The following is a 15,533-nucleotide window of genomic DNA, read 5'->3' as shown; positions in this document are numbered from 1 at the left end:
TATGGTAATGGCTTGAGCGATTCTGGGTGCGTGAGGCAATCAGACTTTTGTCCACCCTAAACGATCGATAGGGACATAAGTCGGCGGCTCCGAAGTTGCCCGCGCAGCCGCCGCCGGCCCCCGCGGACCGCCCGCAACCCACCCATTCTCCCGCACGAGGTGGCCGGTTTCTATCGAAATCCGGCGAGTCGGCCACGCGTTCCCGCCGCCCGCGCAAACGGCTGGGAATCGTTCAGAATCCCGTGGACAATCGCCCGGTTGAGAGCACTAGTAGGTAGCCATGCCCGCCAGCCCATTCACCGACGAGGACGACGTGCGGCAAGCCCTGCGGGGCGACCGCGAGGCGTTCGGCCGCCTGTTCGACCGGCACGCGCCGGGCGTCCGGGCGGCAGCCGCGGCGGTCGGCGGGCTCGACGCGGTAGACGACGTCACACAGGAGGCGTTCCTCCGTGCGTACCGGCGGCTCTCGACCCTGCGGGCCCCGTCGTCATTCGGCGCGTGGGTGCGCGGCGTGGCCCGGCAGGTCGCCCGTGAACGACGCCGCCACTCCGACGCGGCTGCCCCGCTCACAAAGAACCATGCTGGTGAACCGCCTATTGAGAACGACCCCCACGCCGCCGCTGCCGCCCGAGAGGAGCAATCACAACTGCTCGCCGCCCTCGAGCGGCTCCCCGAACGCGATCGGCTCGCGGTGCACGCGTACTACTTCTCACAGCAGCAGGCCGACGCGGCCGCGGCGGAGCTCGGGCTGTCGAGGAGCGGCTACTACGCGGTGCTGCAGCGCGCCCTCAAGCAGCTCCGCGCCGCGCTGACGAGAGATCACGCCACCAGGCGACAAGGAGCCGAAGATGGAACCCACTGAACCCGGCGACCGCGTCGAGGCCGCGCTCGCCGCGCTGCACGCACCCGCCGCCTCGCGGCACGACCAGCAGCGGCGCCGCCTGTTGGCTTCGCTCGACGATTCCTCCGTTGACGGAAGGCCCGCCGGCGCCGGTCGACGCGTTGCGCTCGGCGGCCTCACGCTCGGCGCCGTGGCGGCCGCGCTGCTGGCGGCGCTCTGGTTGACCGGCGCCGCTCCGACCAGCAACGCGATGGAGCGGATGGCGGCCGCGCTCGATCAGGTCACCGCGTACCGTTTCCGCATGGAGTCCGTGTACGACTCGTGGCAGGGAGAGGGGCGGCGGGTGCGGGAAGTCCTTGCCGGGACCGTTGGCGTGGCGCCGCCCGGGCTGCGCGCCGAGATCCACATCGTCCAGACGCCGCGCACTGATGCTAACGCCGGCCCGCCCAAGGTGCTGGTCAATCTGGAAGAGACCCACCGCGCCCCGGGCGAGGGCCCCGGCATCCTGATCGACCATCTCAAGCGGCAGTACTGGTGGGTCGACGGCGGCGTCCGGGCGGACACGGCGCCCGCCAACAGCCCGCAGGTGATCCTCTACATGGTCCGCCAACGCCGGGGGCGCGTGCTGCAGAGCCTCGGCCAGCGGCAGGTCGCCGGGCGCGACGCGATCGGTTTCGAGATCGCCCTGGACGGCCCACCCCGGACCGAGCTCGGCCCGGCCGGCTTCGACGAGCTGGACGGCCCCGACCCCCAGTGGCTGTGGCAGGGCCAGACGCTGCAGGTCTGGGTCGATCCGAACACCGACCTGCCGATCGAGATCCACGGCGTCCGCCGCGGCGACGACTTCGAGACCACCTACCGCTTCACCGACCTGGAGTGGAACGTCGAGACCGACCCCGACACGTTCACGCCCGCGGCGCCCGTCGGCTACGAAGAGCTGCCCGGCCCTCCGCCGAGCGAGTGACGACGACCGCCGCCAGCGCGGCGGCCACCAGAATCATCGCGGCGGGCTCCGGGGCGGCCGCCGACCCCGCCGGCGCGGTGGCCGCGGTCGCACCGTAGTTGTCGCGCCACAGCTGGTAGTCGTCGGCGACGTACGAGGTCCCCAACCCGTCCCGCCACACGGTGTAGTCCGCCGCGTCGACGACCCCGTCGGCGTTGAAGTCCCCCGCCAGACCGGCAAGCTGCGTCCCCACCGTCAGCAGGGTGTACCCGGCCAGCTCGCCGCTGGTGAGGTGCTCCAGCGTGTAGTCCTCGCCGTAGGCGGCGTCGGTCAGCGGGGCCCAGTCGTTGAGCAGGCCGTCCCAATAGCGGATCGCGTCGGTTCCTTCGATCAGGTCGAAGAACTCGGAGAGGGAGTCGTCCGCGTCGCCGGCCAGGGCGAGCATCCCGCCGGTCTTCATGTTGATGAAGCTGTCGCCGTCGCCGTTGAAGTCGATCGTGAGCGTCTGGCCAACGGTCACGAGGCCGCCGTCGGCGATGGCAAGGGTCCCCTGGCCGTCGCGGCCAACGTTAAGGTCGGAGCTGGTTGTCCACAGGGATCCAAGACCGATGATCGTGACGGCGCCGATTCCGTCGGCAGCGTTGGCGACAACCCCGCTGCCATTGGACACGCGACCACCTGCCTCAACGCGGAGCGTTCCGTTCCCGCTCGCACCGATCGTAAGGGGTGACCTGCTATCAATGTTCCAAGCGGAGCCAGCCCCAGAAACCGTTGCTGTGCCTGTCGCGCCGTCGCGGAGAGCCAGCGTTCCGGCTTCGCTGGATACCAGGCCTCCCGCTTCGATGCGCAGCACGCCACTGCCCGACACCCCGACCGTGACCTCATTACGGGCTTCCCATAGTGAGTCAGTTCCGGTGACGGTCACGGCGCCTGCGGTTCCCTCTGCATACCCAAGGGCGCCACGGTAGCTGGAGACGAACCCGCCGTCCGTGACGGTTACCGTTCCGTTTCCGTGGCGGCCTACATATAAGATCGTGCTGTTTTCCCAATGGGAGCCGGCGCCTGAAACCGTGACAGTTCCCGAAGATCCTTCGTTGTAGCCAAGGTATCCATTGGTATTCGAAACCTGTGCCCCGAATTCGACCGACAACGTTCCGTCGCCGAACAAGCCGGCGTACAAGTTTCCGCTCATGCTCCATCGAGAATCGCTGCCTGCGACACGAGCTGACCCCGTGCCGCTGGACAATCCACCGAGGGTGCCGACCAACGAGTCAACGGTGGCGCCCTCCTCGATAACTAGCATGCCGGTCCCCCCGTTTCCCACACGGAAGATGTAGCGGGTCTCCCACCGGGAGTCGCTCCCCGTAATCCTCGCTATGCCAGATGATCCAGGGTGAAAGGCAACAAAACCGGCGTCGCTTGCGATGGCGACGCCTTCCGATATCGTCAGCGCGCCCTCTCCCTTGTACCCCGCGCCAAGAGTGCCGCCGGTAGCCGTGACCGACAAGGCGCCACCGGCGCCGAAGCTCGCGTCGAACCGGTTCCCGCTTGCCGCGTCGAAGGTCACCTCGGCGTCGAGCACGGCGCCTTTGGACGCAATGACTTGACCGTCGCCGTGCAGGTCTTCCGGCGAGGCCCAGAGCGTACCCGTTGTCACGAGCCCGCCGTCCGCAACGGTCACGGCGCCACTGCCGTCATGACCGATGTAGAAGTTGCTCTCGACGTCCCACCGCGAGCCGCTCCCCGTGACGGTGGCCTGGCCGAGGGCGCCCGCGTGGCGGCCAAGCATCCCGGTTTCACTAGCAATCGCGATTCCTTCGCGGATGGTGAGCGCGCCCGAGCCTTTGTGGCCGGCGCCGAGCGTGCCCCCATTGGCGGTGACCGATAGGACGCCGCCGTTGCCGAAGCTGGTTGCGAATTGGTTCCCGGTCGACGCGTCGAGCGTCAGGTCGGCGTCGAGCACCGCCCCCCCTGTGGCAGTTATCTCGCCGTCGCCGTAGAGATCGGATGGCGAGGCCCAGAGTGTGCCAGCCGTGATTAGCCCGCCGTCGGCCACGGTCAGCACGCCGGCGCCGTCCCGGCCGACGTACAGGTCGTCGCTCACGTTCCACCGCGATCCGACGCCCGAAACGGTCGCGGCCCCGGTAGCGGCCGCCTCGTCCCCCAGGTAGCCGTTGCTGCCGGTGACGAGTCCTCCGGAAAGCACCTCTAGCGTTGCACTTCCTCTTCGCCCGATGGTCAGACCGCCGCTCGACGTCCACTCGGATCCGTTCCCGCTAACGGTCGCGGCGCCCGACGCGCCTGCCTCGTAGCCCAGGTAGGCGAAGTTGCTCGATGCGGCGCCACCCCCTTCCACGACAAACGTCCCGACGCCTTCGTAGCCAACGTACAGACCTTTTTCGTTGCTCCATCTTGAGCCGGCCCCGGAGATGGTCGCCTCCCCCGTGGCGGTTGACTCGTACCCGAGGTAGCCGCCCATCGATGCTACCGAGGAACCGTCGTCAACCGTGACCGTCCCGGTACCGGTGACGCCAACGTAGCCATCCGTCTCGGATGTCCACTCCGCCGGGTCGCCAGGGCTGACGTCCCCGGTGAAGTCAATCTCGGCGTGGGCCGGACCGGCCAGCAGGCCGAGCAGCAGGCCGGCAGCGATGGGGGCGTGGAGAGGAGAGCGGGGCAAAGCGAGTTCCCTGTGGGGGCGGAACGGGGCAGCGGAGGGGAGGGGGTTGTCGCGCGGGCGACGCGGGTTTCCGAATCCCCCAGTATGGCTGGGTGGTGTGGCGCTGTCGAGCTTTGTGCCGCGCCGCTCGGCGTCGGTAAGCGCGCATCGTTGCCGAGCGTGAAACCCACGCGGCGCCTGGCGGGTGCGTAGGTCGTCGGCGTGCTCTCGGGAATCCGAGGACGCGACCGCGGGCGCGTGTTCAACGCACGTTGCTCCGAGCACCCGTGGCTTGACCGTAAGTACACCTGATAGGTGCGCCTGGGAGATTCCGACGGGGGCGGTTTTCCGATCTCTTGGCGTTCGCCGTCGACGCCGTTATGAACAGACCTTCGACGGCGGGAAGGACGCCAACTGGTTTGATTCCGCGCTGGGATTTGCGCGGCTGGTGGAGGCTATGCAGGACAAGTACGAGGTGGGCGTTGCGGAGGACGGTTCCTACGCGTTCGTCCGAGTGGCGGCTGTGCCGATCACTCAACCGTTTGCGATCGAGTTTTCGACGCGGCTTGTGCAGGTCGGCGCCGAGCGCGGCGTTTGGTCGTTCCTGATCGACGTGCGGGGCACGCGGAGCGTCTCCTCGGACGTCGAGAAGTACAACTTCGCCTACCGCCGCGCGGACGACATCAAGGTGCCTCGCTCGGGCGACTTCGCGTTGGTCAAGGACCCCGAGGACCGCTCGTTCGACTTCCTGGAACTCGTGATGGCGAACGCCGGGTTCCAGGTCGCGATGTTCGATGACGAGCAGGCGGCCGTCGAGTGGCTCGCGGCGCGGCGCGACCACCCGCCGCGGGACGCACGCCGATCGGGTTAGCGTCCGCGCAGGGCGATCGAGCAACCGGGCCAGCGTCCGCTACCGCGCGTCGAAGCGGATGTCGCGGCCGGCGGCGTCGGTGCAGGCGATCTCCAGGTGCTCGGCGCCCAGGCCCTCGCGGCCCTGGATGACGATCTCCACCTGGCCGTCGTCCTCGATGCGGGCGAGCTCGCGGCGTTTGCGGTTGTTGAGGTAGGTGGCGACCTCCTCCTCGACCGTCACGGCGATAGTCGCCACGCTCTCCAGCTGGGACGCCATGATCAGCTTGCGGACCACCTCGATCGACATGCTCTCGGCGCTCTTCACCAGGCCGCTGCCGACGCAGCTGGGGCACTCCTTGTAGACGCTCCGCTTCAGGCTGGGGCGGATCCGTTGGCGCGTCATCTCGATCAGCCCGAACGGGCTGGTGCGGAGGATCTTGGTGCGGGCGCGGTCCCGCTTCACCGCGTCGCGGAGGGTCCGCTCGACCTGGCGGCGGTGCTTCTCCTTGCGCATGTCGATGAAGTCGTTCACCACCACGCCGCCCAGGTCGCGGAGCCGCAGCTGGCGGGCGATCTCCTTGGCCGCGTTCTGATTGAGCTGGCAGGCGGCCTCTTCTGGGTTGCCCTCCTGACGGAAGTTGCCGCTGTTGACGTCGATCGCCACGAGGGCCTCGGTCTGGTCGATCACCAGCGACCCGCCGCCCCGCAGCGGCACTTTGCGCTGGTTGATCAGCGCGATCTCCTCGTCCAGCTTGTAGCGGTTGAACAGCGGCTCCTTGCCCTCGTACAGCTGCAGGCGGTTGACGTACCGCGGCATCACGATCTGCAGGAAGTCCCGCGCGCGCTCAAACGCCTGCGGCTCGTCGATGTGGATGGCGTCGATCTCGCTGGTGAAGATGTCGCGGATCGTGCGGATGACGATGTCGGACTCTTCGTAGATGTCGCACGGGCCCTCGGAGTTTTTGATCCGCTTGACGATCAGCTTCCACAGCCGGACCAGGTAGGCCAGGTCGCGGGAGAGGTCCTTCTTGGTGCGGTCGGTGCCCGCCGTGCGGACGATGAAGCCCAGGCCCTTGGGCGGGGCGAGCTCGCGCAGGATGTCGCGCAGGCGGCGGCGGTCGTCGTCGTCCTCGATCTTGCGGCTCACGCCGATCCGGCCCAGCGCCGGCATCAGCACCAGGTACCGGCCGGGGATGCTGATGTAGGTCGACAGCGTGGGTCCCTTGGTGCCGATGCCCTCCTTGATGACCTGCACCACGACCTCGTCGCCGCGTTGGAAGATCTCCTGGATGGGCGGCTTCACGCGGGGACGCACGCCCGGGCGCACGCGGCGCTGGCGGCTGGCCTTCTTGGTGGCGACCGTGGTCTCGCCGCTCTCGTCGATGTCGAGGTCATCGTCGTCGCTGGCGTCGGCTTCTTCTTCTTTGCGGCCGCGGCCGCGCTGGCTGCCGTCGGGCTCGATGGGCAGGCTGGGGTCGTAGCCGCCCTGGCGGAAGTACTGGGCCTCGACGTCCGAGATGTGGAGGAAGCCGTTGCGGCCGACGCCGAAGTCGACGAAGGCCGCCTGGATGCTCGGCTCCAGGTTGACGATCTTGCCCTTGTAGATGTTGCCGACGTAGTTGTCCTGGCTGCTGCGCTCGACGTAGAGTTCCTCGAGCACGCCGTCCTCAACGATCGCGATCCGGCACTCTTCCGGCTGCGCGACGTTGATCAGCATTTCTTGTTTCATGAGAAGTCCGGTGTGAGTTGGTTGGTGTTGGTTGGGCGGCGGGTCCGGGCGGCCGCGGGGGCCGTCGGCCGGGCGCCGGCCGCCGTGATTACTCGATGTGTTCGGGGAGTCGCTTCAGCAGCTCCTCGCGGAGCAGCGCCTTGACGTCGCGGGAGCTCTCCATCCGGAGCACCCGCTCGGCGACCGCCTCGCATTCGGGGATCGACACGCTGCGGCACAGCCGCTTGAGCTCGGGCGCCGCCGCGGGCGTGGTGCTCAGGCTACGCAGGCCCAGGCCCAGCAGCAGCATGGTGTACAGGGGGTTGCCGCTCATCTGGCCGCACATGCTGATCGGCTTGCCGTGCTCGTTGGCGCAGTCGATCGACATCTTGATGAGCTTGATCACCGCCGGGTCGGCGCTGGTGTACAGGCCGGCCACGTCCTTGTTGCTGCGGTCCACGGCCAGCGTGTACTGCACCAGGTCGTTGGTGCCGATGCTGAAGAAGTCCACCTCGTCGCAGAAGTGGTCCATCATCACCACGGCCGAGGGCACCTCCACCATCATCCCGACCTTGATGTCGCGGTCGAACGACAGGCCCTCTTCCTCTAGGTCCTCCATCGCGTCGGCCAGCACCATCTTGGCCCGCCGCAGCTCAATCAGCGTGCTGATCAGCGGGAACATGATGCGGATGTTGCCGGTCACGCTCGCCCGCAGGATCGCCCGCAGCTGCGTGCGGAACATGTCCACGTGCTTCAGCGCCAGGCGGATGCTCCGCAGGCCGAGGAACGGGTTCCGCTCGTCCTCCGGTTCGGGCAGGGTGGGCAGCTTGTCGGCGCCCAGGTCGAGCGTGCGCATCACGACCGGGAACCCGGCCATCTGCTCGGCGACCGACTTGTAGGCCGCCAGGTGCTCGTCCTCGGTGGGCTCGCCGTTGTTGGCCAGGTACAGGAACTCGGTGCGGTACAGCCCGATGCCGCTGACGCCGCGGTCCAGGCAGTGCTGCACCTCGCTGGGGAACTCGATGTTGCCCAGCAGCTGCACCTGCACGCCGTCGGTGGTCTCGGCGGGCAGGTCCTTGAGGCTCGCCAGTCGGACGGCCATGTCCCGCTGGTGGTCGACCTCGTGGCGGTAGCGGGCGAGGGTCTCCTCGTCCGGCTGCAGGATGATGAGCCCCTCGTCGCCGTCGATGACGATGGTCTCGCCGCCGGACACGTCCGACAGGAACGAACCCACGCCGACCACCGCCGGGATGCCGAGGCCCTCGGCGACGATCGCGGTGTGGCTGCCGGGCCCGCCCACCTCGGTGGCGAACCCGCGGACGAACCGCGGGTTCATGTGGGCGGTCTCGCTGGGCGTGAGGTTGCGGGCCAGCACCAGCACCTCGCTGGTGATCTTGCCCAGGTCCTCGCGGCGTTCGCCCAGCAGGCGGCGGAGCAGGCGTTTCTCGATGTCGAAGACGTCGTTCGCCCGCTCGGCCATGTAGTCGCCGGCCAGCGACTGGAACACCTTGGCGTACCGCCGCAGGGCGCGGCTCACGGCGTACTCGGGCGAGTAGTGCCGGTCGCGGATCATCTCCTCCAGCTCCTCGCGGAGCCGGGGGTCGTTGAGCATCTGCACGTGGGCGGAGAAGATCGCGGCGTAGTCGTCGCCCAGCTGCTCGGAGACCCGCTGGCGGCTCTCCTGGATGTCGGACGTGACGCGGGCGATCGCCTCGTGCAGCCGCACGAGCTCGTGCTGGACCACGTTGCGCGCAAGGAACCTCCGAGGGATGCGGAACCCCTCGTTGTCCAGAACGATCGCCTCGCCGATGGCGACGCCAGGCGAGACGGCGATTCCCTGTAGGCGTTTCATAGCGCCCTTTCGGGCACAACCCGCCGGGCCGCGGCGTCGGGGGCGTGGCCCCGCGCCAGGGCGGCCGCGCCGCCCTCGACCCCCGGGGTTTGGCGCGCGGCCGGTCGCCGTGTGCGACGGGCGGACGGCGCGTCGGGCCGCTCCCGGGCCCCGGCCTGCGCGGCGGTCGCCTGCGCTGCCGGGCTGTGGGTGTGCTGTTGTGTCTGTGTTAGTGATCGGCCTTGGCGGCGGGCGGTGGCCGCGTCGTCAAGGCCGCCTCGCCCGCCGGGGGCGGGCCAGCTTTCGACCACCGACCCAGCCGGCGCTCGGCCCGGGGGCGTGCGGCGCCCGGCGGTCGCTGCGGGCAGGGCCCGCCGCCGCCGCTTGGAATGCCGCTCAGCCCGCCTGATCCTGCGTCGCTGATTGGTCGTGGTCGTCGTTCTCGTAGTAGCCGCCGATCAGCTCGGCGATCTTCTGCACGGCCTGCTGGGCGTCGGCCCCGCTCGCCGCGACAGTGATCGTCGAGCCTTCTCTGGCGCCCAGCGTCATGATCTGCAGGGCCGCCTTGGCGTCTACCTTGTATCCCTCTAACTCAAGCGTGATCTGCGACTCGTACCGCATGGCCTCGGTGGCGACGATGCTAGCCGGGCGGATGTGCAACCCGTGCGGGTTCTTCACCAGGACGTCTTGTGTTTGTTGCACGTCGGCCATCGCAATGCCATCGCCAGGGCGTGTCGGCGCCGCGGACGGGTGCGGCTAGTTACCGAACTGGTTGTTGTCCGCTTCTTCCAGCAGCTGCCAGATGTCTTCCGCGGTGGAGCTCTGCTTCAGGAACCGGCAGAAGGAGTCGTCCCGCAGCTGACGCGAGATGTTCTCCAGCGCCCGCAGGTGGTCGCCCGGGCGGTCCGGCGGCGACACCAGCAGGAACAGCAGGTGGACCTTCTCGCCGTCCAGGCTCTCGAACTCGACGCCGTTCTCGCTCACCGCCACTGCGCCGCACAGCTTGTTGACCGTGGGGTGCTTGGTGTGCGGGACCGCGACGCCCCGGCCGATGCCGGTGCTGCCGAGCTCCTCGCGTTTCATGATCGCCTGAACGATGCTGTCAAAGTTTTCCTCGGCGATCTCGCCGGCCTCCATCAGGGCGGTGGCCATCTCGCGGATCACGGACTCTTTGTCGGTCGCCTCCAGGCGGGGACGGATCGCGTCCTTGCTGATGAAGTCAGAGAATTTCATCGGTTACTGGTTTCCTTGTGTCTTACGCTGTGTCTGGTGCGCGGCGGACGGCCCTACCGGGGCCCGCCGGGCGGCGGGTCGATCTGCTGCGGCCCGCCCGCCGTGGCTCTTCTGCTGGGGCTCGGCCGCCGGGGAACGGTGCTCCCGGGCGCCGGCCTCGTTGGGTGGCGATCAGGAATCGCCGTCTTCGTCCCCGCCCATCTCGACGGTCTCGTCTTCGAGCCGCTTGACCGACGCGTCGCGGTGGCGGTTTTGTACCTTCTCCTTGTAGCGGCGCAGCTGCTCCTCCATCTTGTGCAGGGCGCTGTCGGCTACCGCTATTAGGTTATCGCCTTGATCGTGCGACACAAAGTCGTGTTTGTGCTCCGCCGATACATTCACGTCCACACGCGGGCGGTGGGGGTCCTTCAGGTCCACCACAATCTCGATCGCGCTGAGTCGCTCAAAGAACCGCTGCAGTTTCTCCGCTTTCGCCGTCAGCTTCTCCTGGGTTGCTTCATTCAGGTGCCCGTGCCTGGTCGTGACGTTAATCTGCACCGAGTTTTCCTTCGAAATACGTAACTGATAACGGTCAAAGAGGGGATGAGGGCCGCAGCGGCCAAGAGGCTCATTGTAGCGGCGGCGGGAAAAAGACGGAACCGAGCTCGGGCCGGCGGCCCGGGCTACAGGTTCGGGGCCGGCCGGGGCACTAATCGGCCCCGCCGGGCGAGAAAACTCCGGGAAAGCTGCGTCCCGGACCGGCTATTGTAGCCCCACGGGCCGGGAATTCGCCCTGCCCGGCGTTACGGGGCGGCCGAGGTCAGCCCGGCGGGCTTCAGCTCGCCCGACTCCAGCCGGGACCGCTGGCGGTTGATGCTGGTCTCGCGGGCGCCCGAGGTGCCGATCGGATTAAACACGCCCCGCCGGCCGGTGATCTGCTCCAGGTTGGTGTTTGCCAGCACCCGCACGTCGAGCTGATCGCTGGACAGGCGGTCGATAAGCGTCCGCATGGCGCCCACCCGCCAGGCGTCCGGGTCCTCGCCCACCTGCTGCAGGTTGTAGCCGCAGAGCATCTCCCAGACCTCCTCCGCTACTTCTTCGGGCCGCTGGCGGTAGAGCTCATCGTTCACCGCCTGGGCCAGGGCTGGGCTGCTGGCCATGGCGAACCGCAGCGCGGCGATCTCCTCGCTCCAGGACAGGGACTGCTCCTCGTCACGCAGCGCCTTGACGATCGCGTCAAACTGGCCGATGTGCACCGCGCAGATGTTGGCCAGCGCCCGCACCTCCTTGAGCCGCGAGTTGTTGATGGCCGATAGCTGCGTCCAGGCGGGCGGACCGACCTGGATCTGGGCCGCCAGGCGGGGGGACGCCTCGCGGGTCACCCGCGACGGCGTGCGGTCCTCCAGCCAGGTGGGGTCGGTGGAGTAGGGCTGGATCTCGCTGACCTCTTGGTCGGAGATCATCCACATGCCGCGGTCCGCGGCGTTGATCTCAAAGTCGGCGCCGGCCCACTCAACGTCCCCCACCGGCGCGTAGCACTCCGCCACCAGCGGCGCGGCCTGCTGCCGCGGGTCGACCCCGGGCTGGAAGAGCCGCTCGACCTCGATCGCCAGCGACGACGCCTCGCCGAGGGTGAGCCGGCCGAACCGCTCGCCCAGCGAGAATGACAGCTCCGCGGGCGTCTTGCCCATGTTGGTCAGCAGCAGGCGGCCGTAGACCACGTTCACTTCTGGGGTCGACTCGCCGAGCGAACCCACGTTGACCCGGGTTCCGTCGAACAGGTCGAGCACGATCTCGGAGTCGAACGCCACGGCCGGCCGGTAGGTCGGCAGCGACAGCAGCTTCTCGCCGGGCATCACCTCGGCGCGGTCCGCGACGCGGCGCCAGACCGGCTGGTCGGTGGCCTCGTCCAGCCGCAGCAGCACCGCGCCCTGGGAGAACACCATGCCGAGCCGCTTGGGCGGCTCCGGCTCGACCGGCTCCAGTGGGTCGGCGCCCTCTTCGGAGCTGTCGTCCGACGCGACCGCCTCGGCGGGGTCGGTCGTCATTGCTTCCTCGCCGCCTTCTCCGGTTGGCGCGTCGGCCAACGCCTCACCGGGCGCGGTTGGGACACCGGGGATCGGCGGGTCGACCCCTTCCAGCGGGTCGGGCCCCTGCTCGGACACCGTGGCGGTCTCGCCCGATGCTTCGTCGGCCATGCCCTCGTCAACCACGCCCACGCCGGGGACGCCGGCGGCCGGGTCGATTGGCTCCTCAACCTCGACGACGGTCTCCTCCGAGATTACTTCGTCTGGGTCGCCGGAGGGCTCGTCTTCTGGTTCTCCATCCGCCACGCCGCCGGGCGTGTCGCCGCCGGTTTGTGGCTCGTCGATCGGCGGCACGATAGGCGCTGGCTCGCCCTCCTCGGGGGACGCGGCGCCGGCCTCTGCCGGGCTGGCGGCCCCGTTGTTCGCGGCGACCGGCTCGCCCTTCTCGCGCATCCAGCCACCGGGGCCAAACGCCAGGAACGCGGTCACCGCCAGCAGCAGCAACGCCGCTATCGCTGGCAGCAGCCGGCTGACAACCGACCGCTCCGAGGCCCGCAGGTAGTCCGGGATCTCCGCGACGCTGCTGTGCTCGTGCACCGGCGGACCCACTTCCTGGGGCTCGGCCGGAGGGGCGGCGGTCGCGGCCGCCGCGCCACGGCCCATGGCGTACAGCCGTTGCTTGGTGGCCGGGTCGATATCCGCCCGTTGGCCCAGCACCATGGTCAGCACGTGGTGGCACAAGGCCGTCTCGGCCAGGTGCGAGTCGGCGTCGGGGAAGGTCTCGAGGTCCAGGCACCGCCGCTCAAATTCCGTGACGTCGTCCGGCGGCAGCGTGTTGTCCAGGTACTCCGCGACTGTGTTGGCGTCGCTCTGCGGGCCGCTGGCGTTCACGTCGGGCGCCGGCTGGCGCAGCCGCCGCGTGGCGTCCCGCGTGCGGTGCAGCAGGTCGTTCGCGACGTCGCTCGCCGCGACCCTGCGGGAGAGTTCTTCCTGGTCCTGGGGCTCCAGGATGTTGTCGAGGTAGGCCAGCAGGGTGCGGAGTGTCAGACGCATGGGATTCGTCGCGGTTGGAGGCAGAATGGCGGCATATATCGACCGTCCACTGCTGTTAGTGGCTAACCGCGGCCCGATCCGTGCACAATTCTGAGAAAGAGTTCCAGATTCTCCCGGCCCGCTTGCAGGGCCGCTCACTGGATAGAGGTCCGGGCCCGTCCGGCCCGCGACCGCCTACCGGCTGCCACTGCAAAGGCCGTCACGGCCAGCAGTAGGCCAGTTGGCTCGGGCGCCGTGATCCGCAGGAAGTCAAAATCGCCGAACGAGTCTTCGGGCGGGTAGGCGACCGCGTAGGCGATGCCGGGCGCCGAGAGGGTGAGCGTCTCGAACTGCCCGCCGGCGAGCAGCGCGGTCTCGTCGACCTCGATCAGGTTGCCCGCGGTGTCGTACCCCTCGATCCGCCCCAGGTAGAGGTTGTCGAAGAAGCCGCTGGCGATGTAGTCGAGTTCGACCTTGCGTGGCGGGCTGGGGAAGTCCATCCGGAATGTCCGGCCGGAGTTGAAGAACGAGACGCCACCGCCGTGGGCGAACACCTTGGCGCCGGTCGACGCGTCCTGCGGGTCGGTCGATGCAACGACATCAAATGTGGGGCGATTGTCGCTGAACGCGCCGGTTGAGAGCGTCACCAGCGGCGAGATGCTGTTGAGCACCGTGCCGTCGGCATAGTTGTCGGGCTCGATCACGAAGACCGGCTCTGGGACACCAAACGCGGCACAGCGTGACGCGCAAAGCAGCAGCGAGCAGGAGGCAATCAGCAGCGTGTTGCGATACATTAGGCTAGCTCTCGGCAAGCGGACAGCTGTGGTGACAAGCAGAGCGATGAGGCGACGCCCTCGTGAGTCTAATCGCCCACCCCGGCGTGCTCAATCAAGAACGCCGTTCCCGGAGCCGTTGACATGGACCAGCATTGGCCCCTTGGCGAGAAGCAGTGATGGCGGGACTCATTTGGCGCGGCGCGGTGTTGGCAGCTTTCGCGACGGCGTGCTGCGACCAAGTGGTCGCCGCGCCGCCAAATATCGTGCTGCTGGTCGCCGACGACCTCGGGTGGAACGATGTCGGCTACCACAACGCCAGGGTAAACACCCCCCACATCGATCGGCTGGCGGCCGCCGGCGTCGAGCTCGATCGGTTCTACGTCTGCCCGGTTTGCTCTCCTACTCGGGCCGGGCTGATGACCGGCCGCTACCCTCACCGCTTCGGCCTGCACAACGACGTCATTCCTCCCTGGCGGGACTTCGGCCTGTCGACCGATGAGCAGTGCCTGCCGGAGCTGCTCGCCGAAGCCGGCTACCAGCGGCGTGCGTGCGTGGGCAAGTGGCACCTGGGGCACTCGCGGCGCCGGTACCACCCACTGTCGCGCGGCTTCACCGAGTTCTATGGTCACCTCAACGGCGCTATCGACTACTTCACCCACGAGCGTGAGGGCGAGCTCGACTGGTACCGTGGGTTCCAGCCCAGCCGCGACCAGGGCTACGCGACGACGCTGTTGGCCGACGAGGCGGTCCGGTTCATCGGCGACCACCGCGGTGAGGCGCCGTTCTTCCTCTACGTCCCATTTAACGCGCCGCACTCGCCGCTGCAGGCCGAACAGCAGGCGTTGGCCCGGCAGGGCTTTGACCCTGACCGGCCGCGGTTCGGCAGCAAAAACGCAGCCGCCGACCTGAGGGGGCGTGGCAACACCAAGCGGCAGACGTTCCGCGCGATGGTCGACGCGCTCGATCGGGGCGTCGGCCGGGTGCTCGACGCGATCGACCAAAGCGGCCAGGCAGAGAACACCCTGGTGTGGTTCCTGAGCGACAACGGCGGCACGCCCCAGCACGGCGGCAGCAACAAGCCGTTGCGCGGCGCCAAGGGGAGCGTGTGGGAGGGCGGCGTCCGCGTGCCGACGATCGTGCGTTGGCCGGCCCGCATCACAGGCGGACGCAAGCTCGACGCGCTGACCGCATACATCGACGTGCTGCCGACACTGCTGGCGGCCGCCGGTGGTGCGCCGACGCCGCGGAACGAGATCGATGGCGTCAACCTGCTGCCGTTGCTCGGCGGTTCTGCGCCGCCCGCCGACCGGTCGCTCTACCTGGGCCACCACGCGGTTGTCACCCAGGACTGGAAGCTGAAAGACGGCAAGCTGTTCGAGATGTCCGCCCGCCCGGCCGAACGCGCCGACCTGGCCGACCAACACCCCACGGTCGCCGAAGCGCTCCGACGCGAGCTGGCCGCATTCGAATCGCTGACCTCCGACGTGCAGAGCTTGCCGTATGGTGAGGGCCGTGAGGGATTTGTCGCGCCGCGGGACTGGGCAGTCGAACGAGAGTAGCGCAGGGCTACGTTAAACGCACACACAACAGCCGACGGATTACATCCGTCGGATGCCCCGGATTTAAGCCCCCACTGCTTGCCACCGCCAAAG

Annotated in this window: 12 protein-coding genes; 4 read left to right on the top strand and 8 right to left on the bottom strand. The window is 68.5% G+C overall.

Features of this window, described 5'->3' with window-relative positions; translation table 11 throughout:
• Positions 1–280: 280 nt before the first annotated feature.
• Positions 281–862 (top strand): RNA polymerase sigma factor, encoded by a 582-nt coding sequence (locus tag KOR34_RS24535; RefSeq protein ID WP_146568775.1) that lies wholly within the window; start codon positions 281–283, stop codon positions 860–862.
• Positions 849–1,805 carry a hypothetical protein gene (locus tag KOR34_RS24530; RefSeq protein WP_146568774.1) on the top strand — a complete coding sequence of 319 codons (957 nt, stop codon included), beginning with the start codon at positions 849–851 and terminating at the stop codon, positions 1,803–1,805. Before KOR34_RS24535 ends, KOR34_RS24530 begins: the two co-directional genes overlap by 14 nt.
• On the opposite strand, the gene KOR34_RS24525 is transcribed toward KOR34_RS24530, so the two are convergent.
• The gene (locus KOR34_RS24525) at positions 1,747–4,464 is read right to left on the bottom strand and encodes a hypothetical protein (RefSeq protein ID WP_146568773.1); all 2,718 of its coding nucleotides are present in this window, start codon (positions 4,462–4,464) and stop codon (positions 1,747–1,749) included. The two genes, KOR34_RS24530 and KOR34_RS24525, sit on opposite strands and share 59 nt — an antisense overlap.
• Positions 4,465–4,900: 436 nt before the next feature.
• On the opposite strand from KOR34_RS24525, the gene KOR34_RS24520 reads away from it, so the two are divergent.
• The gene (locus tag KOR34_RS24520) at positions 4,901–5,314 is read left to right on the top strand and encodes a hypothetical protein (RefSeq protein WP_146568772.1); all 414 of its coding nucleotides are present in this window, start codon (positions 4,901–4,903) and stop codon (positions 5,312–5,314) included.
• 39 nt (positions 5,315–5,353) lie between these two features.
• On the opposite strand, the gene KOR34_RS24515 is transcribed toward KOR34_RS24520, so the two are convergent.
• From KOR34_RS24515 to KOR34_RS24485, 7 genes are all read right to left on the bottom strand, one after another.
• On the bottom strand, positions 5,354–7,024 hold the full coding sequence (locus KOR34_RS24515; RefSeq protein WP_146568771.1) for an Rne/Rng family ribonuclease: 1,671 nt from the start codon (positions 7,022–7,024) through the stop codon (positions 5,354–5,356).
• 88 nt (positions 7,025–7,112) lie between these two features.
• Entirely contained in the window at positions 7,113–8,855 is a 1,743-nt protein-coding gene (gene ptsP / locus KOR34_RS24510) for a phosphoenolpyruvate--protein phosphotransferase (protein WP_146568770.1), read from the bottom strand.
• A 375-nt stretch (positions 8,856–9,230) separates the two neighbouring features.
• Positions 9,231–9,545, bottom strand: a complete 315-nt coding sequence (locus KOR34_RS24505; RefSeq protein ID WP_146568769.1) for an HPr family phosphocarrier protein — start codon at positions 9,543–9,545, stop codon at positions 9,231–9,233.
• A 45-nt stretch (positions 9,546–9,590) separates the two neighbouring features.
• Complete coding sequence (locus KOR34_RS24500; protein WP_146568768.1) at positions 9,591–10,067, bottom strand: PTS sugar transporter subunit IIA; 477 nt, start codon at positions 10,065–10,067, stop codon at positions 9,591–9,593.
• Positions 10,068–10,238: 171 nt separating this feature from the next.
• Positions 10,239–10,604 (bottom strand): ribosome hibernation-promoting factor, HPF/YfiA family, encoded by a 366-nt coding sequence (hpf, locus tag KOR34_RS24495; protein ID WP_197531719.1) that lies wholly within the window; start codon positions 10,602–10,604, stop codon positions 10,239–10,241.
• A gap of 245 nt (positions 10,605–10,849) precedes the next feature.
• A complete protein-coding gene (locus tag KOR34_RS24490) occupies positions 10,850–13,126 on the bottom strand; it encodes a hypothetical protein (protein WP_146568766.1) in 2,277 nt (758 codons plus the stop codon).
• A gap of 134 nt (positions 13,127–13,260) precedes the next feature.
• Entirely contained in the window at positions 13,261–13,899 is a 639-nt protein-coding gene (locus tag KOR34_RS24485; RefSeq protein WP_146568765.1) for a hypothetical protein, read from the bottom strand.
• A gap of 158 nt (positions 13,900–14,057) precedes the next feature.
• On the opposite strand from KOR34_RS24485, the gene KOR34_RS24480 reads away from it, so the two are divergent.
• A complete protein-coding gene (locus tag KOR34_RS24480; RefSeq protein WP_146568764.1) occupies positions 14,058–15,440 on the top strand; it encodes a sulfatase-like hydrolase/transferase in 1,383 nt (460 codons plus the stop codon).
• Positions 15,441–15,533 lie beyond the last annotated feature (93 nt).

Source organism: Posidoniimonas corsicana (assembly GCF_007859765.1).
Classification (GTDB): domain Bacteria; phylum Planctomycetota; class Planctomycetia; order Pirellulales; family Lacipirellulaceae; genus Posidoniimonas; species Posidoniimonas corsicana.
This window is presented reverse-complemented; position numbering and strand designations above follow the sequence as displayed.